This is a genomic window from Streptomyces sp. NPDC033966 (assembly GCF_055575955.1).
Map to the genome: position 1 here is coordinate 32,153 of NZ_JBVIRQ010000005.1, position 22,364 is coordinate 54,516.

The 22,364-nt window shown below is 72.7% G+C and carries 24 protein-coding genes; 8 read left to right on the forward strand and 16 right to left on the reverse strand.

The window, feature by feature from the left end; translation table 11 throughout:
* The first annotated feature begins 303 nt into the window (after positions 1-303).
* Entirely contained in the window at positions 304-900 is a 597-nt protein-coding gene (locus tag ACZ518_RS15245; protein WP_469113515.1) for an SCO3374 family protein, read from the forward strand.
* Here the strand turns inward: ACZ518_RS15245 and ACZ518_RS15250 are convergent.
* The 12 genes from ACZ518_RS15250 to ACZ518_RS15305 all read right to left on the reverse strand — a co-directional run bounded on the left by ACZ518_RS15250 (position 879) and on the right by ACZ518_RS15305 (position 10,048).
* The gene (locus tag ACZ518_RS15250; RefSeq protein WP_469113516.1) at positions 879-1,217 is read right to left on the reverse strand and encodes a histone-like nucleoid-structuring protein Lsr2; all 339 of its coding nucleotides are present in this window, start codon (positions 1,215-1,217) and stop codon (positions 879-881) included. The genes ACZ518_RS15245 and ACZ518_RS15250 overlap by 22 nt on opposite strands.
* A gap of 165 nt (positions 1,218-1,382) precedes the next feature.
* On the reverse strand, positions 1,383-1,916 hold the full coding sequence (locus ACZ518_RS15255) for an amino-acid N-acetyltransferase (RefSeq protein ID WP_469113517.1): 534 nt from the start codon (positions 1,914-1,916) through the stop codon (positions 1,383-1,385).
* A 9-nt stretch (positions 1,917-1,925) separates the two neighbouring features.
* On the reverse strand, positions 1,926-2,381 hold the full coding sequence (locus ACZ518_RS15260) for a BlaI/MecI/CopY family transcriptional regulator (protein ID WP_469113997.1): 456 nt from the start codon (positions 2,379-2,381) through the stop codon (positions 1,926-1,928).
* Between the two features lie 116 nt (positions 2,382-2,497).
* Positions 2,498-2,665, reverse strand: a complete 168-nt coding sequence (locus tag ACZ518_RS15265; RefSeq protein ID WP_469113518.1) for a hypothetical protein — start codon at positions 2,663-2,665, stop codon at positions 2,498-2,500.
* A gap of 14 nt (positions 2,666-2,679) precedes the next feature.
* A complete protein-coding gene (locus ACZ518_RS15270) occupies positions 2,680-3,282 on the reverse strand; it encodes a hypothetical protein (protein WP_469113519.1) in 603 nt (200 codons plus the stop codon).
* A gap of 89 nt (positions 3,283-3,371) precedes the next feature.
* Entirely contained in the window at positions 3,372-3,563 is a 192-nt protein-coding gene (locus tag ACZ518_RS15275) for a DUF397 domain-containing protein (RefSeq protein ID WP_469113520.1), read from the reverse strand.
* A gap of 136 nt (positions 3,564-3,699) precedes the next feature.
* A complete protein-coding gene (locus tag ACZ518_RS15280; RefSeq protein WP_469113521.1) occupies positions 3,700-4,452 on the reverse strand; it encodes a GntR family transcriptional regulator in 753 nt (250 codons plus the stop codon).
* 157 nt (positions 4,453-4,609) lie between these two features.
* On the reverse strand, positions 4,610-5,419 hold the full coding sequence (locus tag ACZ518_RS15285) for a type III pantothenate kinase (RefSeq protein WP_469113522.1): 810 nt from the start codon (positions 5,417-5,419) through the stop codon (positions 4,610-4,612).
* Between the two features lie 3 nt (positions 5,420-5,422).
* Positions 5,423-6,391: a carboxylating nicotinate-nucleotide diphosphorylase gene (nadC, locus tag ACZ518_RS15290; RefSeq protein ID WP_469113998.1), complete on the reverse strand. Its 969-nt coding sequence runs from the start codon at positions 6,389-6,391 to the stop codon at positions 5,423-5,425.
* A 2-nt stretch (positions 6,392-6,393) separates the two neighbouring features.
* Entirely contained in the window at positions 6,394-8,133 is a 1,740-nt protein-coding gene (locus ACZ518_RS15295) for an L-aspartate oxidase (RefSeq protein WP_469113523.1), read from the reverse strand.
* On the reverse strand, positions 8,130-9,137 hold the full coding sequence (panC, locus tag ACZ518_RS15300) for a pantoate--beta-alanine ligase (RefSeq protein WP_469113524.1): 1,008 nt from the start codon (positions 9,135-9,137) through the stop codon (positions 8,130-8,132). The genes ACZ518_RS15295 and panC overlap by 4 nt, the downstream gene beginning before the upstream one ends.
* Positions 9,134-10,048, reverse strand: a complete 915-nt coding sequence (locus tag ACZ518_RS15305; protein WP_469113525.1) for a Rossmann-like and DUF2520 domain-containing protein — start codon at positions 10,046-10,048, stop codon at positions 9,134-9,136. The genes panC and ACZ518_RS15305 overlap by 4 nt, the downstream gene beginning before the upstream one ends.
* 168 nt (positions 10,049-10,216) lie before the next feature.
* Between ACZ518_RS15305 and ACZ518_RS15310 the strand changes: the two genes are divergently transcribed.
* The 3 genes from ACZ518_RS15310 (at position 10,217) to ACZ518_RS15320 (ending at position 12,971) form a co-directional block, all read left to right on the forward strand.
* On the forward strand, positions 10,217-11,338 hold the full coding sequence (locus tag ACZ518_RS15310) for a threonine aldolase family protein (RefSeq protein ID WP_469113526.1): 1,122 nt from the start codon (positions 10,217-10,219) through the stop codon (positions 11,336-11,338).
* Positions 11,339-12,189: 851 nt separating this feature from the next.
* On the forward strand, positions 12,190-12,591 hold the full coding sequence (locus tag ACZ518_RS15315; RefSeq protein ID WP_469113527.1) for a hypothetical protein: 402 nt from the start codon (positions 12,190-12,192) through the stop codon (positions 12,589-12,591).
* 128 nt (positions 12,592-12,719) lie between these two features.
* Positions 12,720-12,971, forward strand: a complete 252-nt coding sequence (locus ACZ518_RS15320; protein ID WP_469113528.1) for a hypothetical protein — start codon at positions 12,720-12,722, stop codon at positions 12,969-12,971.
* A gap of 572 nt (positions 12,972-13,543) precedes the next feature.
* Here ACZ518_RS15320 and ACZ518_RS15325 read toward each other — a convergent pair.
* Positions 13,544-13,753, reverse strand: a complete 210-nt coding sequence (locus ACZ518_RS15325; protein WP_469113529.1) for a hypothetical protein — start codon at positions 13,751-13,753, stop codon at positions 13,544-13,546.
* A 217-nt stretch (positions 13,754-13,970) separates the two neighbouring features.
* Between ACZ518_RS15325 and ACZ518_RS15330 the strand changes: the two genes are divergently transcribed.
* On the forward strand, positions 13,971-15,095 hold the full coding sequence (locus tag ACZ518_RS15330; protein ID WP_469113530.1) for a DUF5937 family protein: 1,125 nt from the start codon (positions 13,971-13,973) through the stop codon (positions 15,093-15,095).
* A gap of 173 nt (positions 15,096-15,268) precedes the next feature.
* Positions 15,269-16,819 (forward strand): M28 family metallopeptidase, encoded by a 1,551-nt coding sequence (locus tag ACZ518_RS15335; RefSeq protein ID WP_469113531.1) that lies wholly within the window; start codon positions 15,269-15,271, stop codon positions 16,817-16,819.
* 136 nt (positions 16,820-16,955) lie between these two features.
* On the opposite strand, the gene ACZ518_RS15340 is transcribed toward ACZ518_RS15335, so the two are convergent.
* Positions 16,956-17,942, reverse strand: a complete 987-nt coding sequence (locus ACZ518_RS15340; RefSeq protein WP_469113532.1) for an SAM-dependent methyltransferase — start codon at positions 17,940-17,942, stop codon at positions 16,956-16,958.
* A 107-nt stretch (positions 17,943-18,049) separates the two neighbouring features.
* Here ACZ518_RS15340 and ACZ518_RS15345 point away from each other — a divergent pair, with 107 nt between their 5' ends.
* Both ACZ518_RS15345 and ACZ518_RS15350 read left to right on the forward strand, forming a co-directional pair.
* The gene (locus ACZ518_RS15345; protein ID WP_469113533.1) at positions 18,050-19,252 is read left to right on the forward strand and encodes a sensor histidine kinase; all 1,203 of its coding nucleotides are present in this window, start codon (positions 18,050-18,052) and stop codon (positions 19,250-19,252) included.
* 42 nt (positions 19,253-19,294) lie between these two features.
* Entirely contained in the window at positions 19,295-19,972 is a 678-nt protein-coding gene (locus ACZ518_RS15350) for a response regulator (RefSeq protein ID WP_469113534.1), read from the forward strand.
* Positions 19,973-20,188: 216 nt separating this feature from the next.
* Here the strand turns inward: ACZ518_RS15350 and ACZ518_RS15355 are convergent, their stop codons facing one another.
* Positions 20,189-20,803: a hypothetical protein gene (locus ACZ518_RS15355; protein WP_469113535.1), complete on the reverse strand. Its 615-nt coding sequence runs from the start codon at positions 20,801-20,803 to the stop codon at positions 20,189-20,191.
* Positions 20,804-20,951: 148 nt separating this feature from the next.
* Positions 20,952-22,364 (reverse strand): DUF6177 family protein, encoded by a 1,413-nt coding sequence (locus ACZ518_RS15360; RefSeq protein WP_469113536.1) that lies wholly within the window; start codon positions 22,362-22,364, stop codon positions 20,952-20,954.

The following is a 22,364-nucleotide window of genomic DNA, read 5'->3' on the forward strand; positions in this document are numbered from 1 at the left end:
CAAGAGCCGACTACTGCTCCAACTCGATGGTGCGAGACGATGTTCCCGCAGGCCAGGCAGATACCCGTCACAGGTGTACGCCGATGGCGAACGGAACACGCTCAAATCAGCGTGTCGCCCCGATCCACTAGGAATGTCTTACCCGTAAGGACTGACACTCCATGCCGGTACGCATGGTTCCCTCCGCTACGGGCGAACACGCTTGTGTCCCGAATGTGGGACTCCGCTCGACGGAGGTTTACGCTCCGCATTGGTACGGGCGCGTCGCGTAACCCGGCGGTCTCCGCCGGAGTTGCTCCGGTCATGTCCCTCAGCGCCGTGAGCGTCCCCTCGCCCCGCGTCCCGTCCGAGGAGGACACCCGTACCTGGTACGAGCGTGTGCTCGGCTGGAGCTGCGCCGGGGGGCCGCCCCCGCAGCTGGTCACGGGGATCCGGTTCGACGTGCTGGAGCTCCCCTCGGACGCCGGGGCCGCGCTGTTGCGCCGGCCCGGCTTCGCCGCCGGCGGTCCGGTGGCGGTGATGGGGCGCCGGATGCGCTTCCTGATCGCCCCGGGCGGCGCCGAGGAGCTGGAGGGGCTGCTCGACTGGCTGGAGTGGGGCGGGGTGGCGCTGGACCTGACCGCCGTGGGAGCGGGGGGCAGGATCACCGCCCCCGTGCCGCCTGGACGGGTACCGGGAGAAAGCCCTCGGGGGGCCGCCGTGTGGCTGCGGCCCCCCGAGCTGGGGTGCGAGGCATCGCTGCCCGCCCTGCCCGGTCCGGGGCAGGGCGGCGGTGCCGGACCCGGACTCTGTGCGGAGCCGGCCGGGCCCGATCTCGTACGCCTGGTGGCCGCGGCGGCGACGGAATGCCACCGCGCCCGCCTGGGGCGGCGTACGCCTCAGCCCTTGGCGTTCTCGTAGGCCTCGCGGATCTCGGCGGGCACCCGGCCGCGGTCGTTGACGCTGAGGCCCTGGGCCTTGGCCCACGCGCGGATCTCGGCGGTGTCCGGGCTGCCCGGGGAGGCGGCGGCGCGGCCCTTGGCGCGGCCGGTGGAAGCACGCCCGCCGGTGCGGCGGCCCGCCTTCACGAAGTCCTCCAGCGCACCGCGGAGCTTTTCAGCGTTGGCGGTGGTGAGGTCGATCTCGTAGGTCTTGCCATCCAGAGCGAACGTCACGGTCTCGTCCGCCGTGCCACCGTCGAGGTCGTCGACAAGAAGGACCTGAACCTTCTGTGCCACCGGATTTCCTTTCATCGAAAATGCAGTACGCGGAAAGGAAACCGCTTTTGCCTGGAAAACACAAACCCCCGTCGAGAGGTTCAGGGCCGCAACAAGGCGGGAAACGTGCGCGATTCGGACATAGGCCTCAGGCGGACGGGGGCCCGTAATAGCCGCCGCGCTCGATCAGAGGTGCAGCAGCATCCGGCTGTTGCCCAAGGTGTTCGGCTTCACTCGTTCGAGACCGAGGAACTCGGCGACTCCCTCGTCATAGGAACGCAGGAGCTCCATGTAGACATCGGTCTCCACCGGTGTCTCGCCGATCTCGACGAAGCCGTGCTTCGCGAAGAAGTCCACTTCGAAGGTCAGGCAGAATACCCGGCTCACCCCGACCCGGCGGGCCGTCTCCAACAACTTGGCGAGCACCAGGTGGCCGACACCGGCGCCCTTCAAGTCGCGGTCGACGGCGAGCGTGCGCACTTCGGCGAGGTCTTCCCACATGACGTGGAGGGCCCCGCAGCCCACCACCTGCCCGTCGGAGTCGCGTTCCGCGACCCAGAACTCCTGGATGTCCTCGTAAAGGACGACGGGGGCTTTGTCGAGGAGGATCCTCTGCTGCACGTACTGGTCGAGCAGGCGGCGCAGCGCCGGAACATCGCCGGTGCGCGCGCGGCGGATCGTCACTGTTTTGGCTTCGGCTGTGGTGGAAAGCTCTCCCATACCCGGACGCTATCGCCCCGGGTCGTCCCCGTGTGCGCCGGAGTCCCCTTGCGGCGCGGCTCCCGGGGGGCCCTCGCCGGCCGGGCCGCTGCCAGGTCCGTGTTCGGGTTCGGAGCCCGGTTCGGGGACCGGTTCGGGTTCGTCGTGCTGGACGATGCGTACGGCGTCGCGGAGGGCCTCGCGCTGTTCCGGGGACATCATGCCGAAGAAGGCGACGAGGGCGGCCGCCGGGCTGTCACTGGTCGACCAGGCCTCGTTCATCAGTGCGGCCGAGTAGGCGGCGCGGGTGGAGACCGCCGTATATCGATAGGCGCGGCCTTCGGCTTCCCGGCGGACCCAGCCCTTCTGATGGAGATTGTCCATAACGGTCATGACCGTGGTGTACGCGATGGACCGTTCCTGCTGGAGGTCTTCCAGGACTTCCCGAACGGTGACCGGGCGGTTCCACTGCCACACCCGCGTCATCACTGCGTCTTCGAGTTCTCCCAAGGGGCGAGGCACATCAGCACAATAGTGCCGATTGCGGCGAATTGCCCGACTATTCGCCGCAACGCGCGGTGGAAAACCCGGCGGGGGTTACTTCAGTTCTGCGACTGCTGGCCTGCCTCGGCGCGGGCCATCGCGGCGTCGACGACCGCGTCTTCCTTGGCCTTGTTGGCCCCGCCCTGGGTCTTCACGATCGTCACGACGAGTGCGATGAAGAACGCGGCCATCACGAAGGGGGGCACGAGCGCGGAGACGTAGTCCATGCCCCCCAGCGTAGCTACACCGCCGCGCGTCCGGCCGCCGGGGGCGGGGTGGGCTTGCGGCGCGGCGGGAAGACCTCGCCCGGGGTGGGAACCGGCCGGGCCGGCGGCTCCTTCGCCGGGACGGGCCTCGGCGGCGGGGGCGTCTGCTCCTTGCCGCCGGCCAGGGCCAGCAGCCGGGTGCGCGGCGCCGGGGCGGCCGCGGGCGCGGTCCCGGTGGCGAGCCTGCGGCGTACGGAGCGCTCGGCGACGGCCTGGGCCCGTTCCAGGACGGCGCCCGCGACCGGGTTGGCCCGCAGGGCGCGCAGGGCGGCCAGGTCGTCGGGCCGGGGCTCGTAGCCGGCGGCCAGGGCGTCCTGGAGGAGCTCCAGGTAGCCGGACAGGCTCCCGGGGAGGGCGCCTCTGTAGCGGGCGAGGTCGTCGAGCAGGAAGGCTCTGAGCCGGCCCGCCTCCAGGACGGCGTCGTCCACCGACGCCGCGAGGTGCAGGCAGTCCTGGACCTCGGAAGCGGTCAGGGGGGCCGTGGAGGACTGGAGGGCGTGGGCCAGGGAACGCCTGAGCACGTGCAGCTCGGCGGCGCTGAACGCCATGCCGCCGCGGGATCCGTAGGGCGTGGGCATGGGGCGAAGATACGCGCTAATCGGACAAAATCCCCTGAGGGTGCGGGCTTGCGGCGCGGCGGGAATCCACGCCGCCCCCTCCGGGCGCTTCAGCCGGTCTCTTTGACGGCCTTCACGAATTCCGCCCAGGCCGCGTGGGTGGTCGCCATCACCAGGTGCGCCGGGTCGGCCCGGTCGGCGACGCGCACCAGGGTGCCGGGCGCTGCGGCGACGTACACGCAGGCGTCGCCGTCGCCGCAGTAGGACGATTTGCGCCAGTCGGGTCGAGCGGTCGCGGTCATGGTGTCTCCTCCGCAAGTGGACGAGGTCGCGGTGCTTCTCGAGCGTGACGCTATCTCCACGAGAAGCACACTCCGGCCAGTTCCGTAAAAAACCCGGTCGTCGGAAAGTACGGCCGGTCACAATACGCGCCCTCGGTCACTCCACCGGGAAGGCGTACGCGATCTCGTAGCGCGAGTCGGGGATGACCAGGTCGGCGGTCTCCACCGGGCGGCCCTCCGAGTCGAGGTACGTGCGCTCGACCTCGGTGATCATGGCGCCGAGGCTGATCCCGAGGAGGTTGGCCTGGTTCTGGTTGGCCCGGGCCGGGCGCGGCACCTCCACCACGGAGGTGACGGTGATGCCGATGGAGCGCATGCGCGCCACCACCCCGGCGCCGCGCAGCTCGCCCACTTCCGGGAGCACGATCGGCGTGCCGGAGGTGATGGCCAGCGGCTCCCAGGACTCGGAGAGCTCGGCGGGGCTGCCGTCGGCCATGAACTCGTAGCGGGTCATCACGCAGGGGGAGCCGGGCTCGATGGCCAGCCGGGCGGCGATCCGCCCGGGCGCCGGGACCTGCGGGAGGGTCTTGGAGTCCCAGGACGCGGCGATGCCGTGCGCGGCGGCCTCGGAGCGGAAGGTGTTGCCGGAGCCGGGGACGCGGCGGCGGGTGCGGAGCATCCGCATGCGCCGGCGCGGGGTGCGCACGTAGGTGCCGGATCCGGCCCGGCCTTCGAGGAAGCCCTCGATGATCAGCTGCTCCATGGCCCGCTGGGTGACGCCCTGCCCGACGGAGTACTCCTCCGCGAACCGGGCGCGCGAGGGGAGTCTGTCGCCGATCGCCCATTCACCCGCCTCGATGCGGGTACGGAGTGATGCGACCACCTGCAAGTACGGTGATTTTCGGGGCATTTGGGCCGTCCTGTGCCGTCTCGGCTGTGCCGCTTCGCGAGGGTGTGCGTCCGACGCCGACAAGCTAACCGATCAGGTTCAAGCTGAGGATTCCGCATGACGGTCCGCTACCGCACGGTGGGGCCCCGCCGTACGCGGGACCCCACCGGCGGCCGTGTCACTCGAAGTTGGGCGCGTTGCGCTCGTACACGAGCCGCAGCCCGATCAGCGTCAGCCACGGCTCGTGCTCGTCGATCACCGTGGTCTCCCCGAGGATGACCGGGGCCAGCCCGCCCGTGGCGATGACGCGGACGTCGTCCGGGTCGCCCTCCGGGCCCACCAGGTCCCGGGCGATGCGGTGCACGATCCCGTCGACCTGGCCCGCGAACCCGTAGACCACGCCCGACTGCATCGCCTCGACCGTCGACTTGCCGATCACGTTGCGCGGCCGGGCCAGCTCGATCTTGCGCAGCAGGGCGCCGCGCATCCCCAGCGCCTCCATCGAGATCTCGATGCCCGGGGAGATCACCCCGCCCACGTACTCGCCCCGCGTGGAGACCGCGTCGAAGGTGGTCGCCGTACCGAGGTCGACGACGATCGCCGGGCCCCCGTACAGCTCGACGGCGGCTGCCGCGTTGACGATGCGGTCCGCGCCGACCTCCTTCGGGTTGTCCATCAGGATCGGCACGCCCGTCTTCACGCCCGGCTCCACCACGATCGCCGGAACGTCGCCGTAGTACCGGCGGGTGACCTCGCGCAGCTCGTGCAGCACCGACGGCACCGTCGAGCAGATCGCGATGCCGTGGATCCCGTCGCCCAGCTCGCTGCCGAGCATCGGGTGCATCCCCATCAGGCCCTGCATCAGGACCGCCAGCTCGTCCGCCGTGCGGCGCGGGTCGGTCGACACCCGCCAGTGCTCGACGATCTCCTCGCCGTCGAACAGGCCCAGGACCGTGTGGGTGTTGCCCACGTCGATGGTGAGGAGCATCGGTTACTCCGCCTCGCGCAGGTCGAGGCCGATGTCCAGGATCGGCGAGGAGTGCGTCAGCGCGCCGACTGCCAGGTAGTCCACGCCGGTCTCCGCGTAGGCGCGGGCCGTCTCCAGCGACAGCCGGCCCGAGGACTCCAGGACCGCGCGGCCCGCGACGAGGGTCACGGCCTCCTCCGTCTCCGGGACGGTGAAGTTGTCCAGCAGGATCAGGTCGGCGCCCGCGTCCACGGCCTCGCGGACCTGGTGCATCGTGTCGACCTCGACCTCCACCGGCACGTCCGGGAAGGCCTCGCGGACGGCCTTGAAGGCCTGCGCGACGCCGCCCGCCGCGATCACGTGGTTGTCCTTGACCAGCGCCGCGTCCGACAGCGACATGCGGTGGTTGACGCCGCCGCCGCAGCGGACCGCGTACTTCTCCAGCGAACGCAGGCCCGGGGTGGTCTTGCGGGTGTCGCGGACCCGGGCCTGGGTGCCCTCCAGGACCTCCGCCCAGCGGCGGGTGGCCGTCGCGATGCCGGACAGGCGGCACAGGATGTTCAGGGCGCTGCGCTCGGCCGTCAGCAGGTCGCGGGTGCGGGAACGCACCGACAGCAGCAGCTGCCCGGCCTCGACCTTGTCGCCGTCCTCGGCGTGCCGCTCGACCTCGAAGGCCTCCGTGCAGACCACGGAGAACACGGCCTCGGCGATCCGCAGACCCGCCACGACGCCGGCCTCACGGGCCACGAAGTCGGCGATGGCCTCGGCCTCTTCGGAGACGGTCGCGACGGTGGTGACGTCGACCCCGCCGTCCAGGTCCTCGGACAGCGCCATGTGCGCGACGTCCTCGACCTCGATCGGGTCGAGGCCCGCGTCTACCAGCAGCTGGGCGAGCGCCGGGTCGAGCCCGGTCTCCTCGCCGTCGCCACAGCCGCAGTCGTCGCCGCAGCCGCCTTCGTTCTGCTCGATCAGGGGGAGTTCGGGGGTGCTCACGGTCACTTCTCCAGGCTGAGGGGGTGGTGTACGGACGGGAAGTCCGCGGAGTCGGTGGGGGTGACGACCAGCGCCCGCCGCTCGGTGCGCGACAGCCGCACCACGAGGTGGCGGCGCCACGCGGCGTCGTCCCGGTCGGGGTGGTCCTCGCGCCAGTGGCAGCCGCGGGTCTCGGCGCGCCGCTGGGCGGCGGCCACCAGGACGCGGGCCACGCACAGCAGGTTGGTCGCCTCCCAGGTCTCGACGCCCGGCACGGCGGTCTTGCCCCGGCTCTCCAGCTCGCCCAGGGCCGTCGTGTACAGGGTCTCCAGCGCCTCGGCGGCCGCCGCGAGGGATCCGGCGGAGCGGAGCACGCCCGCGCCGTCCGTCATGATGCGCTGGACCTCGTAACGGGCCTCGGCCGGCTGGAGCGGACCGGTGGCGGGCACCGGTATGCCCGGGCCGCTGCCCACGGGCGGGTTCGCGGCGATGTCGTCGGCGATCCGCTCGGCGAAGACCAGCCCCTCCAGCAGGGAGTTGGAGGCCAGCCGGTTCGCGCCGTGCACGCCGGTGCAGGCCACCTCGCCGCACGCGTACAGACCCGGCACGGTGGTGCGGCCGTGCAGGTCGGTGCGTACGCCGCCCGAGGCGTAGTGCGCGGCCGGGGCGACCGGGATCGGCTCGGTCACCGGGTCGATGCCGTGGGCCCGGCAGGCCGCCAGGATCGTGGGGAAGCGGTTCTCCCACATCTCGGCGCCGAAGTGCCGCGCGTCCAGGTACATGTGCTGCGCGCCCTGCTCCTGCATGCGGCGCATGATGCCCTTGGCGACGATGTCCCGCGGCGCCAGCTCGGCGAGCTCGTGCTGCCCCACCATGAAGCGGACCCCGTCCGCGTCGACCAGGTACGCGCCCTCTCCGCGCACCGCCTCCGACACCAGCGGCTGCTGGCCCTCGGCGTCCGGGCCGAGGAAGAGGACCGTCGGGTGGAACTGGACGAACTCCAGGTCCGAGACCTCGGCGCCGGCGCGCAGCGCCAGGGCCACCCCGTCGCCCGTGGAGACGGCCGGGTTGGTCGTCGCGGAGAACACCTGGCCCATGCCGCCGGTCGCCAGGATCACGGCGGGCGCGTGGACGGCGCCGACGCCGTCGTGCTGGCCCTCGCCCATCACGTGCAGGGTCACGCCTGCCGTGCGGCCCTCCGCGTCCTGGAGCAGGTCCAGGACGAGCGCGTTCTCCACGGTGCGGATGCCCGCCGCGTGCACGGCCTCGACCAGGGCCCGGGAGATCTCCGCGCCGGTCGCGTCACCGCCCGCGTGCGCGATGCGGCGGCGGTGGTGGCCGCCCTCACGGGTCAGCTCTATCTCGCCGGTCTCGGCGGAGGTGTCGAAGACGGCGCCCGCGGCGATGAGCCGGCGCACCGCGTCGGGACCCTCGGTGACCAGCAGCCGCACCGCCGCCTCGTCGCACAGGCCCGCGCCCGCGACCAGCGTGTCGTCCAGGTGCTGCTCGGGGGTGTCGCCCTCGCCGAGGGCGGCCGCGATGCCGCCCTGCGCCCAGCGGGTGGAGCCGTCGTCGAGCCGCGCCTTGGTGACCACGACCGTACGGCGGCCCGCAGCGGCGCAGCGCAGCGCGGCCGTCAGGCCCGCGACGCCGGAACCGACGACCACGACGTCCGCGTCGACGGCCCAGCCGGGGGCGGGGGCGTGCAGCCGTATGCCCGTACCGGCGGCGCCGGGGGTGCCTGGGTTGCCTGTGGTGCTCACGCGTGTGCTCCGAACTCCAATGGGATGTTGTCGATCAGCCGGGTCGCGCCGACCTTCGCCGCGACGGCCAGCACGGCCCGTCCGGTGAAGTCGGGGCCGACGTCGGTGAAGTCCTCCGGGTCCACCAGGGCCAGGTAGTCCAGGACCAGCGGCGGCTCGTGCCGGCCCGCCTCCTCCAGCACGTGCCGCGCGGCGGCCCGTACGGCGTCCGGCAGGCCGGTGCCGCCGCCGGCCGCCGCCGACACGGCGTGCGCGTCGGCTGAGGCCCGGATCTCGCCGAGCCGGGCCAGGGCGGTGGCGCGCTCGTCGCTCGCCGGGGCCGCCTCCGCGCGGGCGCACAGCGCGGCCTGCGCGGCGAGCCGGTCACGGCCCGCGAACAGGGCGCGGGACAGGGCCAGGGCGGTACGGCGCTCGACCGCGCCGAGGTAGCGGTTGCGGGAGGACAGCGCGAGCCCGTCGTCCTCCCGGACCGTGGGTACGCCGACCACCTCGACGGGGAAGTTCAGGTCGGTCACCATGCGCCGGATCAGGGCCAGTTGCTGGGCGTCCTTCTGGCCGAAGAGGGCCAGGTCGGGGCGGGTGAGGTGGAGCAGCTTGGCGACGACGGTCAGCATGCCGTCGAAGTGGCCGGGGCGGGTGGCGCCTTCGAGCCGCTCGCCCATCGGCCCGGCGGTGATCCGCACCTGCGGGTCGCCGCCCGGGTAGACCTCGTCCACGGCGGGCGCGAACACGGCGTCGGCGCCCGCCGCTTCGGAGATCAGCAGGTCGGCGTCGAGGGTGCGGGGGTAGCGGTCGAGGTCCTCGTTCGCCCCGAACTGGAGGGGGTTGACGAACACGGTGACCACCACCTGGCCGTCCGGTCCCACCTCCTCGCGGGCGGTGCGGATGAGCGTGGCGTGGCCCTCGTGCAGGGCGCCCATCGTCATCACGACGGCCCGGCGGCCGGTGCGCGCAAGCTTGTGGAGCTCTTCGGCGGTGTTCAGCAGCTGGAGCGGGCCGGTCATCGCTCGGAATCCTTCGGGTCGGCGGGGTCCGCGAGCACGCCGAGGAGGTCCTCGGCCAGTTCGGGCTTGAGCAGGCCGTGCGCGAGGGCGCGGTCCGCGGTCGTACGGGCCATCGCCAGGTACCCGGCGACGGTGGCGGGAGCGTGCTTGCGCAGCTCCGAGACGTGCGCGGCGACGGTGCCCGCGTCACCGCGGGCGACGGGCCCGGTGAGGGCGGCGTCGCCGGAGCGCAGGGCGTTGTCCAGGGCGGCGCCGAGCAGCGGGCCGAGCATCCGGTCGGGGTGCTCGACGCCCGCGGTGCGCAGCAGCTCCATGGCCTGGGCGACCAGGGTGACCAGGTGGTTCGCGCCCAGCGCGAGGGCCGCGTGGTAGAGCGGACGGCTCTCCTCCGCGATCCATTCGGGCTCCCCGCCCATCTCGATGACCAGGGCCTCCGCCGCCAGCCGCAGCTCCTCGGGCGCGGTCACGCCGAAGGAGCACCCGGCCAGGCGCTGGACGTCCACCTCCGTACCGGTGAAGGTCATCGCCGGGTGCAGCGCCAGCGGGAGCGCGCCCGCGCGCCGCGCGGGGTCCAGCACGGCGGTCCCGTAACGCCCCGAGGTGTGCACGAGGAGCTGCCCGGGACGCACGGCGCCCGTCTCCGCGAGCCCCTCGACCAGGCCCGGCAGGGCGTCGTCGGGGACGGTCAGCAGCACCAGCTCGGCCCGCTCCAGCACCTGCGCCGGGGACAGCAGCGGCACGTCCGGCAGCATCCGCTCGGCCCGGCGCCGGGACGCGTCCGAGACCCCGGACACGGCGACGGGGTGGTGCCCGGCCTGCTGGAGCGCACGGGCCAGAGCGGGTCCGACGCGGCCCGCGCCGACGACTCCGATGGTGAGCCGGGCGGGACGCGGTTCCTGGGATGAGTTCACGCGGTGATGGCCTTCCGTTCCAGTCCGCGGGGGGTACCGGACGATACGTCGCCATGCTAGGCCCTTTCGGCGGCCCGGCGCCGGTCAGGCCCGCCGGGAGCGGGAGGGGGCCCCGGGAGGCCGGAATTCGGCGGCGGCGCCGCGGGTGCGTCGGCGATGATCAGGGGCATGAGCGATGACGCGGACCAGACGAAACGGCTCGTGGCGGCCTGGAAGGGGGCCCGCCGGGCCCTCACCCACCGCGGCCGGGAGGAGACGGTCCGGGAGCTGCTGGCCGGGCTCGCCGACGCCCCGTACGACCTGGACGCCCCGGCGGACATCTACGGCGACGGGGTCGTCGCCGACCTGGAACAGCGGGTCGCGGCGCTGCTCGGCACCGAGGACGCGGCGTTCTTCCCCTCGGGGACGATGGCCCAGCAGATCGCGCTGCGCTGCTGGGCGGGACGCACCGGCAACCCGGTCGTGGCCCTGCACCCCATGAGCCACCCGGAACGGTGGGAGGGCGGAGCCCTGACGGCGCTGGCCGGGCTGCGGACCACCCACCCCGTGACGGAGCCGCGCCAGCCGACCCCGCAGGAGGTCCGGGAGCACCCCGAGCCCTTCGGCACGCTGATGCTGGAGCTGCCGCTGCGCGACGCCGGCTTCCTGCTCCCCGCGTGGGAGGAGCTGGAGGGGCTGGTGGACGCCGCCCGGGAGCGGGACGCGGTCGTCCACATCGACGGGGCCCGGCTGTGGGAGTCCACCGTCCACTTCGGCAGGCCGCTGCCGGAGATCGCGGAGCTCGCGGACTCGGTGTACGTCTCCTTCTACAAGTCGCTGCGCGGGCTGAGCGGAGCCTGCCTGGCCGGACCCCGGGACTTCGTGGAGGAGACCCGGGTGTGGCGCCACCGGTACGGGGGCCAGGTCTTCCGCCAGTTCCCCCAGGCCCTGGCGGCCCTGGCCGGGCTGGAACGGGAGCTGCCGCGGCTGCCGGCGTACGTGGAGCAGGCCCGGGTCGTCGCCGCGGCCCTGCGGGAGGCCTTCGCGGAGGCGGACCTCCCGTGGTCCCGGATCCACCCGGAGGTACCGCACACGCACCAGTTCCAGGTGTGGCTCCCGTACGAGGCGGACCGCCTCACGGAGGCGGGCGCCCGCCTGGCGGAGGAAACGGGCACGGTGCTCTTCCGGCGGTGGACGGCGGAGGGCCCGCCCGGCCTGTCGGTGACGGAGCTGGAGGTCACGGAGCCGGGCCTGACGTGGACCCCGGAGGAGGTCCGGGAGGCGGCGGCGGGGTTCCTGGCGCGGGTGTAGGGGGTACGCCGCGCCGCCGGGCGGCGGGGGCTCGCGGTGCGGGCCGGCTATCTCCCCCTCGAGGTGGTGGGGGCGGGCCGGTGGCTGCCCACCCGCCTCCCCGGGTGCGGGTGGGTGGGTGGGTGGGGAGCGGTGTCCTGGCGGGGCGGTCTCGCAGCTGGTTTGGGGGTTTCCCGTCAGTCCCATCGTCCTTCCGGTTCGGGCCGGTCCCTCAAGGGCGCTCCCTTCGGTCGCGTCGCTTCGCGATGGCCTTCGGCCACCCTTGACCGACCGACCCGCCCCGGAAAGCCGAAAGACTGCCGGGAAACCCCCAAAAGAACGGTCACGGGGGAGGAGAGGAGGGGCGGGTCAGTCAGCGACGAGGCGACGTGACCGGCCTTGGCCGGCCGGGCATCCGGGCCCCTGGATGCCGGATTCCGGGCCAGGGGCGCGACCACCCGCACGAGACGCCGACCAGAGCGGCCCGGGAGGCCCCCCAGCGCACCAGATCGCTACGCGCTTCTCATTTATCGGCGTCCGGCGACCGTCCTGGGCTGATACCCGCACCAAATGACGACCAGAGCAGCGCGGGAAGCGCATGGGCGCGCCAGATCGCTACGCGCTTCTCCCGTCTCGGCGTCCGACGACCGCCTTGGGCCGATAGCCGCACCAGAGGTTGATCAGGGCAGCGCGGGAAGCGGATGGGCGCGACAGATCACTACGCGCTTCTCTGATCTCGGCGACCGGCGGCTGCCGACGGGCGCTCAGACTTGAACGCGTTCAAAGCATGTGTCAGGCTGCGGACCACGTCTTTCTACCGTTGGGGGTGGAGTGTGTCGCGTTCCTGCCGGTCCGTGCTTGTCCTCCTGGCCATGGCTCTCACGCTCACGGCCTGCGGAAGGATCTGGAACCGGCCGCCACCCGACGGTGAATCCGTCACGCTGACGCCGGCCGAACTCGCGGCCACGTGGTTCGACCCCTACGGCGGCAGCATGACGTTGAAGCCGGACGGAACCTTCGTCGCCAACCAGGTGTGCGGCGACTGGATGGGCGCATCGGACTGGAACTGGGAGGGTCCCCGTTCGGGATCTGGTACCTGGAGAAGCGAGACAGGGCGAGCCGTCCGGCGGAGTTTCGACGCCAAAGGCCCCAAGGGCGACGATGTGGGCGATGTCCTCAGCGTGTGGCGGCATGACAACACGGCGATGCTCTGGACCCGCGTGGGCGATGAAGACAACGACGATCCCCACTGCATTCTGACCAGACGCTTTTAGTCGCATCGCCTGAAGTCAGCTCCGGCACACTCACCCTCCGCAACAGCACCCTCAGCTTCAACGTCTCCGCTGCCAACAACGGCGGCGGGCTGTTCTCCCTCGGCACCACGACCCTCTCGAACACCACCGTGACCGAGAACACCGCCGACGACGACGGCGGGGGCCTCCACCTCTTCAGGGCGACGTCGACCATCGCGGACACCCTCGTGCGCGGCAACACCACGGCCAGCGACAACGGTCACGGCGGCGGCATCGCCATAGAGCTGGCGTACATCCGAGGCGCGTCGGGCCGCGAGTTCACCACCGCCGTCGCCAACGTCGAACCCGTCCATGACCAGCCCCAGACGGCCGACGGCCGCCGAGACATGCGGAGCGCGTAGCGATCTGGCGCGCCCACGCGCTTCCCAAGCTGCTCTGGTCGTCCTCTGGTGCGGGTATCAGCCCAAGACGGTCGTCGGACGCTGAGAAATGAGGAGCGCGTAGCGATTTGCTGCGCCTGGGGGTTCCGGAGGTCGCTCTGATCAACCTCTCGTGCGCACAGTCGCGCCCCCGGCCCGGGACCAGGGATCACGGGCCCGGATGCCCGGCCGGCCAAGGCCCGGCCCCGTCGCCTCATCGCTGACGAGGCCGCCCCTCTCCTCCTGCCCCGTGACCGTTCTTTTGGGGGCTTCCCGGCAGTCCTTTGTCTTTCCGGGGCGGGACGGTCGGTCAAGAGTGGAGCGAAGCGACATCGCGTAGCGACGCGACCGCAGGGAGCGCTCTTGAGGGACCGGCACGACACGGAAGGACGATGGGACTGACGGGAAACCCCCAAACCGGCTCTGATCCCGCCCAGGCACGACACCGCCCACCGGCCCCCGGAGCCGCAGACGGGGGCCGGTGGGCAACCACCGACCCGCCCCCGACCGTCGAGGGGGAGATAGGGGGCCCGCACCGCGAGGCGGCGTACGCCTCAGCACGGGCGGGCGCGGTGGAGGCGGCGGGTCAGGGCGTGGAGCCAGGGGTGGGTGGCCGGGCGGCCGTCCAGGACGGCGGCGAACTGGGCTTCGGTGCGCAGGGCGCGCAGCGTGGCGAGGTCGTCGCGGCCCGGGGGCGGGGGCATGGGGGTGCCCTGCTGGGCCGCGCGGTAGGTGTCTACGAGGTACTGCTCGATGGCTGTCATGCATCCACCCTCACCCCGTTGGGCGCGGCACGCTCGCCGATTGACGTTCCCCGTCAATCGACGCCCCTCACCTGCGGTGATGCCCTGCCGGACCCCTCACAACCCCTCGTATGGGCGCGCCCGGCCGCCCGTGCCCCGTCGGCCGTGCCGGGGGCCGTGACCGGCCCCGCCCCCGCCCCCGCCGGACGGAGTCCGTCGGGCGGGCCAGAATGGGGCGATGAGCGTCACCATCGACATCGCCGGGCTCCCTGCGGAGCAGATCGGTTTCGCGCCGTCACCTCTCGCCGAGCTCTGCATGACCCTGCACGCGCTCGCGCAGCCGGCCCATCACCCGGGGCTGCAGTCCTGGACGAGGGCCACCACAGCTTCGCTCGACCCCTGCCTCGCCGACCGGCTCCTCGAGGCCGAATTCATGTGGCGGAGTTCGTTCTCGGACATCTTCATGGCTTTCGCCGGCATCCCCGGCGGTACCGGCCTGCCGGGGACGACGCTGGCCGAGGAGCTGGACGTGCTCGACCGGATGGACGACGAGCGGTTCGTGATGGCGGCGCTGGAGCACTGCTGGCTGGCGCTCTACAACGAGGGCGGCGGGCCGCACCCGTTGAAGGACGCGGCGGCGCGGGCGAAGGCGCTGGAGACGGCGGCGGCGCGCGGGCCGCGGCAGTTGGAGTTCTCGATCCGGCTGCTGGACGACCCGGCCGGGGTGCGGGTGTGGATGCGGCGGCTGCTGGAGGACTGCGACGAGGCCTTCTTCGCGGAGACCTGGCGGCGCATAGAGCCCCGGCAGACGGCGGACGCCCGGCACAAGACGGAGGTGCTGCGCCGCAAGGGGCTGCCGGCTGTGCTGCGGGAGGTGTCCTCGGCGCTGAGCGTGGACGAGGGGCTGACGGTGATCACCGCCGACAAGATGGTCAACGGCCAGGCCACGGCCACCGATCCGCGGATCGGGCCGGGGCTGCTCTTCGTGCCGACGAACTTCGGCTGGCCGCACCTGCTGGTGCTGCACGCCCCGGGCTGGCGGCCGGTGGTGCACTACCCGCTGGACTCGCCCGAACTGGCCTCCGAGCCCGGCTCGGTGGAGCTGCTCCAGCGTCGGATGGAGGCGTTGGCGCACCCCATGCGGATGATGCTGTGCCGCAGTCTGGCGCGTGCCCCGTACACGACCAGTGAGCTGGCGCGCGTGTACGGGATATCCGCGCCGGAGGTGTCCCGGCACCTGGCCGTGCTGAAGAAGGCGGGCCTGATGCACACCCGGCGCCAGGGGCGTTATGTGCAGCACCAGTTGGATCTGTCCGTGGTCGCACGGATAGGTTCCGATTTCATCGAGGGAATCCTGCGCTGAGCAGATCTGCCCGACGACCGGACGGTGGCCGGATTTCGCCCTTCCCCAGAGGTACCGATATCCGGATTTCACAAACCGGAAGCAGTGAAAACTCTGGCGAGGGCCGCCTCTTGGTGTCTAACGTGCGTCCACCACGCCTCCCCACAGACGCTTCCTGCTGTGAAAGGACCTTCATGCCCTCTCGCCGTATAGCCACAGCCACCGCCGTCCTCGCGGCCGCGGCCCTCGTCTCTCCGCTGCTCCTCGCAGGTCCGGCCGGTGCGACGAGCCCGCAGAGCGACGCCGCCCGGGGTGACGCGCTGGCCAGGAAGCTGGTCAAGGACTCGACGGGCAAGGGCGCCAACAACCACCTGAAGGTCTTCCAGTCGATCGCCGACTACAACAACGGCAACCGTGTGGCCGGCTCCAAGGGTCACGCCCAGTCGGCGCAGTACGTCGAGGCCGTCCTGAAGGGCGCCGGGTACCAGGTCTCGCGCCACGAGTTCGACTTCGTGTACGTCGAGACGATCTCCGAGACGCTGAAGGTCAACGGCGCGGCCGGCCGCGCCGTGCCCCTGAAGCTGATGACGTACACGGCCAGCGGCCCGGAGGGCGGCATCACCGCGCCCGTCGCCGTCGCGCCCGTCGATGCCGACGGCACCAACGGCTGCGAGGCCACGGACTTCGCGCCCGGCGCATTCACCGGCAAGATCGCGCTGGTCAAGCGCGGCGGCTGCACCTTCGCCACGAAGCAGGCGAACGCGGCGGCGGCCGGCGCGGTCGGCGCGGTGATCTACAACAACACCGCGGGCGCCCTCAACGGCACCCTCGGCGACGCGAACGCCGGCAAGGTCCCCACCGGCGGCATCTCCCAGGAGGACGGCGAGAAGCTCGCCGCCGAGGCGGCCGCGGGGCCTGTCTCGCTCACCCTGGACATCCGCGAGCTGCGCGAGAACCGCAAGACGTTCAACGTGGTCGCGGAGACCAAGGGCGGCGACGCGGACAACACCGTCTTCCTCGGCGCGCACCTGGACTCGGTCGCGGCCGGTCCGGGCATCAACGACAACGGCTCCGGCTCGGCGGGCATCCTCCAGGTCGCGCAGCGCCTCGCGAGCAGCCAGTCGAAGGTCAAGAACAAGGTCAAGTTCGCCTGGTGGTCGGCGGAGGAGTTCGGCCTGCTCGGCTCGGAGGCGTACGTGGCCTCGCTGACGCCCGAGCAGAAGAAGCAGATCAAGCTCTACCTCAACTTCGACATGATCGCCTCGCCGAACGCCGCGTACTTCGTCTACGACGGCGACGACTCGGACAAGGTCGGCTCGGGCCCCGGCCCGGAGGGTTCGGCGCAGCTGGAGAAGGGGATCACCGACTTCCTCGACGCGCAGAACATCCCGCACGAGGGCAGTGACTTCACCGGCCGCTCGGACTACGGCCCGTTCATCGAGGCCGGCATTCCCTCGGGCGGTACGGACACGGGCGCCGAGGGCATCAAGACCGCCGCGCAGGCCGCGAAGTTCGGCGGTCAGGCGGGTGTCGCCTACGACGTGAACTACCACGGCAAGGGCGACACCATCGACAACATCGACCAGAAGGCGCTCGACATCAACGTCGACGTCATCGCGAACGCGGTCGGCCACTACGCCTTCGACCTGGCCCCGCTGTCGCAGCCGGTCACCTCGAAGCCGTCCACCGGCTCCGGCAACGGCGGCGGTCTGCGCCCGGGCCACGACCACGACGTCACGGAGTAGAAGGACCGGCAGGACCAGCAGAACTGGCAGGACTGGCAGGACTGGCAGGACTGGCAGGACTGGCAGAACAGACGAGGGGCCGGCATCCCGCACGGGACGCCGGCCCCTCGGCCGTGATCCGAAAGGCCCGGCCCGGCTACCCGGGCCAGGGCCCGATGCCGACCGGCTGGACCAGCCAGCCGAAGTCGCCCAGGCCCCCGCGCGCGGTGAGTTCCGCCGCCTCGCCGGCCGCCGACAGGGCTCGGACGTAGCCGACCGGGTCGGTGGAGGCCAGGGCCAGCGGCGGGCGGCCGCCGGAGACGCCGAGGGCGGTCAGGGCCGCGCGCTGGGTGAGCAGGCCGGCGCCCGGTCCCGCGCAGGCGTCGAGCGCGACGTGCGCGGTGACGTCGCAGCCGCCGTCCGGGACGGGGGCGGTCTCGCGGCCCTCGCGGAAGCCGGTGAGGGTGCCGTACGGGGGGCGGGCGTCGCGGGTGTGCGCGTAGTCCACGGCCACCGCGAGGCCCCGGTCCAGGGTGGCGACGGCCGCCGCCCAGGCCTCGTCGCGGGCCCGGCCGATCTCCGCCCGGCCGCCGTCCGGGGCGGCCGCGCCGGGCCACCACCGGTCCAGCCAGTCCCGGTCGGCGTCCTCCAGGGGCCCGCCGGGGGTCTCCGTACCGTCGGGGGCGACCAGTACGTACCGGCCGGCCTCGGCGATCTCCAGCGGTACGTTGTCCAGCCATTCGTTCGCGAACAGCAGTCCCGTCGTCCCCTCGGGCGGCTCGGCCACCCACCGGATGCGGGGGTCCAGCCCCGCGGGCTCCGCCGCGCGCTCCACCGCGTACGGGCGCACCCGCGCCGCCGTCTCCGCCGGCAGGGCGGCGAGGACGCCTGCGAGCAGTTCGCCCCGCCCGGCCCCCATGTCGACCAGGTCGAGCCGCCCGGGCCGGCCCAGGGCCCCGTCCACCCACTCCAGCAGCCGGGCCACGGCCCCCGCGTACAGGGCGGAGGCGTGCACGGAGGTCCGGAAGTGCCCCGCGGGACCCGGCCCGCCCGGGCGCACGTAGAAACCGCCGGGCCCGTACAGCGCGGCCTCCATCGCGGCCCGCCACCGGACCGGCCCCCTGAACTCACCCTCAGCGCTCATCACCCACAGGTTAAAGCGACCCTCCACCTTGGGGAGTACTCCCCTGTCGCAGGGATCGCACCTGTGGTTGACTCCAGCACCTATTTCCTTTCCCTACTCTGGGTTACGTGCAGCGCCTCTACGACTTCATCCGCAGACACCCGACGGGCGTCGACAGCTTCTGGGCTGTCCTCTTCTTCGGGATCTCGATGATGAACGTGGCCGGGGCCGAGGGGCAGAGCACGGCCCTGCGGCTCGCCACCGTGCCCGTCGTCGGCGCGCTGACCGCCGCCCTGGCCCTGCGCCGCAAGTGGACCGCGCCGATGTTCTGGCTGACGGCCGGCGCCGGCGTCGGCCAGCTGGCCATCGGGCAGGAGATGCAGTTCTGCGACGTCGCGATGCTGGTCATCCTGTTCACGGTGGCCGCCGCCGACGTACCGCGCTGGGTCTCGCGCGCCGCGCTGGCCTCCGGGCTGCTGGCCTCGCCGCTGTACTTCCTGCGCTTCGGCGTCGACAAGGGCGCGAGCACGGCACAGGAGATCCTCTTCGCGCTCTTCATGATGGTCCCCTTCGCCCTCGCCTGGGTGATGGGCGATTCGCTGCGCACCCGCCGCGCCTATTACGCCCAGCTCGTGGAGCGCAACCAGCGGCTGGAGAAGGAGCGCGAGGCGCAGGCGAAGGTGGCGGTGGCCGCCGAGCGCGCCCGGATCGCCCGGGAGCTGCACGACGTCGTCGCGCACAACGTCTCGGTGATGGTGGTCCAGGCCGACGGGGCCGCGTACGTCATGGACGTGGCGCCCGACCAGGCCAAGGAGGCCCTCCAGACCATCTCCGGCACCGGCCGCCAGGCGCTGGCCGAGATGCGCCGGCTGCTGGGCGTGCTGCGCACGGGAGAGCCGCAGGAGTCCGAGGACTACGTGCCGCAGCCCGACGTGGAGCAGATCGAGGTGCTGGTCGAGCAGGTGCGGGCGGCGGGGCTGACGGTCGACTTCGAGGTGGAGGGCGCACCGCGCAGGCTGCCCAGCGGGGTGGAGCTGACGGCGTACCGGATCGTGCAGGAGGCGCTGACGAACACGCGCAAGCACGGGGGCCCCGATGCCAGGGCGAGCGTGCGGCTGGTCTACTTCGACGACGGGCTCGGCCTGCTGGTCGAGGACGACGGGCGGGGCGCGGCGCACGAACTGTACGAGGACGGTGGCGCGGACGGCGCCGGACACGGTCTGATCGGCATGCGGGAGCGCATCGGTATGGTCGGGGGAACCCTGGACGCGGGCCCGCGCCCCGGCGGGGGTTTCCGGATCAGTGCCCTGCTCCCGCTCAAGAAGTCTTAGCCCGCCACGGGACCGCTCAAGAAGAGGTAGAGGTAGTCACGGATGTCCATCCGAGTGATGCTGGTCGACGACCAGGTGTTGCTGCGCACCGGCTTCCGCATGGTGCTGGCCGCCCAGCCGGACATGGAGGTCGTCGCCGAGGCGGGCAACGGCCTGGAGGCGTTGGAGGTGCTGCGGGCCACGGCGGTCGACGTCGTCCTGATGGACGTGCGCATGCCCAAGCTCGACGGGGTGGAGGCGACGCGGCGCATCTGTGAGCCGGAGGTGCACCCGAAGGTGATCATCCTGACCACCTTCGACCTGGACGAGTACGCGTTCTCGGGCCTGAAGGCGGGCGCGAGCGGCTTCATGCTGAAGGACGTCCCGCCGGCGGAGCTGCTGGCCGCGATCCGGTCGGTGCACAGCGGTGACGCGGTGGTGGCCCCCTCGACGACGCGGCGGCTGCTGGACCGGTTCGCGCCGATGCTGCCGACGACGGCGGCGGAGCCGGAGAACAGGGAGATCGAGCGGCTGACGGACCGCGAGCGCGAGGTCATGCTGCTGGTGGCGCAGGGGCTGTCGAACGGGGAGATCGCGGCCCGGCTGGTGCTGTCGGAGGCGACGGTCAAGACGCACGTGGGCCGCATCCTGACGAAGCTGGGCCTGCGCGACCGGGTGCAGGTGGTGGTGCTGGCGTACGAGACGGGGCTGGTGCGCGCCGGGGGCGGCGGGGCGGTCTGACCCGCCGCCGCCGCGGTCGGGCGTCCTAGGCCCTGTCCGGGCGATCTTCGCGGGCCCACGCCGCCCGGCACGGCACCTCGCCGCGTTGTCGGTCCGCGCACGTACGTCCAGTACGAGCCGCGGCCCTCCGCCTTGCGATGCACCGCGCCTGGGGGCCCCTCCCAGCGGTAGCTGGGGGAGACGTGTGCTGATCCACGAAGATCGCCCGGACAGGGCCTAGTAGCGCTGGACGTACTCGCAGGTGTTCGGGACCACGTTGTCCAGGCTGGCCGCGTCGGCCAGCAGGACGTCGAAGTCGTTGGAGTTCTCACCGCAGTCGATCTTGTCGAAGCCGCCGTTGCGGCTGATGATCGTGTCGTTGCCGGCCCGGCCCTCGAAGGTGTTGGAGCTCTGCGCGGAGCCCCAGCCGTCGGAGTCCAGGAGCCGGTCGGGGCCGGAGCCGCCGATGAGCCGGTCCTGGCCGTCGCCGCCGGTGATGTCGCTCGGGATGGACGTGTTGTTGGTGGCGACGTCGTCCCGGTCGCCGAGCGAGGCCTGGATCCGGGTCACGGTGCCAGTGGACCCGCAACGGACGATGTGCGGGTTGTTGTTGAAGCGGGTGCAGCCGGGGCCGGGGACCAGGGTGCTGGTCGAATCCTCGACCTGGAAGGTGCCACCGGCATCGCTGAAGGTGACGGTGTTCGTCTCGCCGGGCTGCGCGGTGTAGAGGATCGAGCCTCCGCTGCGCGTCACCAAGGCGGGGCTGGCGGAGGCCGGGCCTGCGACGGCCACCGTGAGGGCCAGGGCGGTCAGGGCCGGGGCGGCGGCGCGTACCGTGCGGGAGAGGTTCATGGTGCTGTCCTTCGGTTGCGTGAGGCGGACCGGATCGAGGGTCCGTCGCGACCTGCACTACCCAGAGCAACCGTCAGATTCATATTGTCAGCCCGGAGTTACCCCGGCTGCCGTACACAAGCCCACGTCCGGCCCGCCGCCACCCTGACTACGGCAGCGGCGGCACCGCCGTGCGCAGGTGGGTCAGCAGCGTCGACAGCGACTCCCACGCCGCCGGGTCGCTCCCGTCGCCCAGCGGGTAGTGCAGCCCGGGCCTGCGCTGCGGGCCCACCTGGACGGGCTTGACCTCCAGCGGGGGCCGCCGGGCCTGGGTCAGCGTCGCCTCCGCCACGCCGGCCCCGCCCAGGGTGAAGGACACCGGCACCGCCGGCGCGGACACCCGGGGGGTCAGGCTCAGGTCCCGCCGCCCGGGCCCGACGGAGGCCAGCATGCTGACCAGGCCGTGTCCGGCGACGAGTTCCTCCGCCAGCCCCGCGAGCGCGTCGAGCGGCACCTCCTCCGCGGGGCCGTACCCGAGGGACAGCGTGATGTCCTCCTCGACCCCGGCGGCCGTGCGGGTCACGCGTACGGTGGCCAGCGCGGGCCGCTCCGGCGACCCGACGGCGGTGACGAGGGTCGGCTCGGGCGCCCGCCCCCGGGCCAGGTCGGTGAGCTGGCGCGGGGACCACGGCAGGTTCACCGGCTCGGCGGTGCCCCAGCCCGCGGGCGGCTCCCCGGTCAGGGTGCGCCAGGCGGCCTCCAGCGAGCGGCCGACCAGCAGCCCTTCCTCGGCGGGGTGTTCCGTACGGAACTGAAGGGTCAGCCGGCGTTCCCCCGAGGCCTCGGCCCGCCGGAACGCGGCGGCGAGCCGCGGGCGGCCCGCCTCGTCGCGGGCGGGGGCGAAGGTGCCGTCCTGCCAGGACAGCACCGCGCCGGACAGGCCGTCGTAGTACCCGGACGCGGGGTCCTGGACCACCCACCGGTTCGGCGCCCCGGCCAGCGCGGTGCGCAGCGGCAGGCTGAGCCGGCAGTGGTCGGGGGTGACGATGTGCAGGGCCGCGCCGAAGCCGGCGGTGGTGCGCAGGACGTCCGACAGCCAGGCCGTCAGACCGATCACGGGCCGGTCCGCGAGGACCACGGCGGTGGATTCGGTGACCACGTCCACGGTCGGGAGCGCTCCGACGGGCGCGGGTGCCGCCGAGGCCTCGGAGGTCACCGGCACCACCCCGACGTGGCCCGCGCCCTCGGGCCAGACCGTGCCGCCGAGGACCTCGGCGAGGCGTCCGGCGACGGCCCCGGCGAGGGGGGCCGCCTCGAGTACGGCGGTGGAGGCGCGGGTCTCCGTCCACCAGACGGGGGTGGCGGCGGGCGTCCCGAGGAGCCGTTCCACCTCGCCGGGGACCTGTACGAGTACGGGTGCCTCGACCGAGACCAGCGGCCGGCCGCCGGAGCCCAGCAGCTGGATGACGGCGCCGTCCCCGACGGCCTGGGCGTCGAGGTCCGCGCCGCCCGCCGTGAGGGCCACCATCAGCGCGGTGGTGTCGGGCATCTTGGCGGTGAGGGCGATGACGTCCTTGGTCAC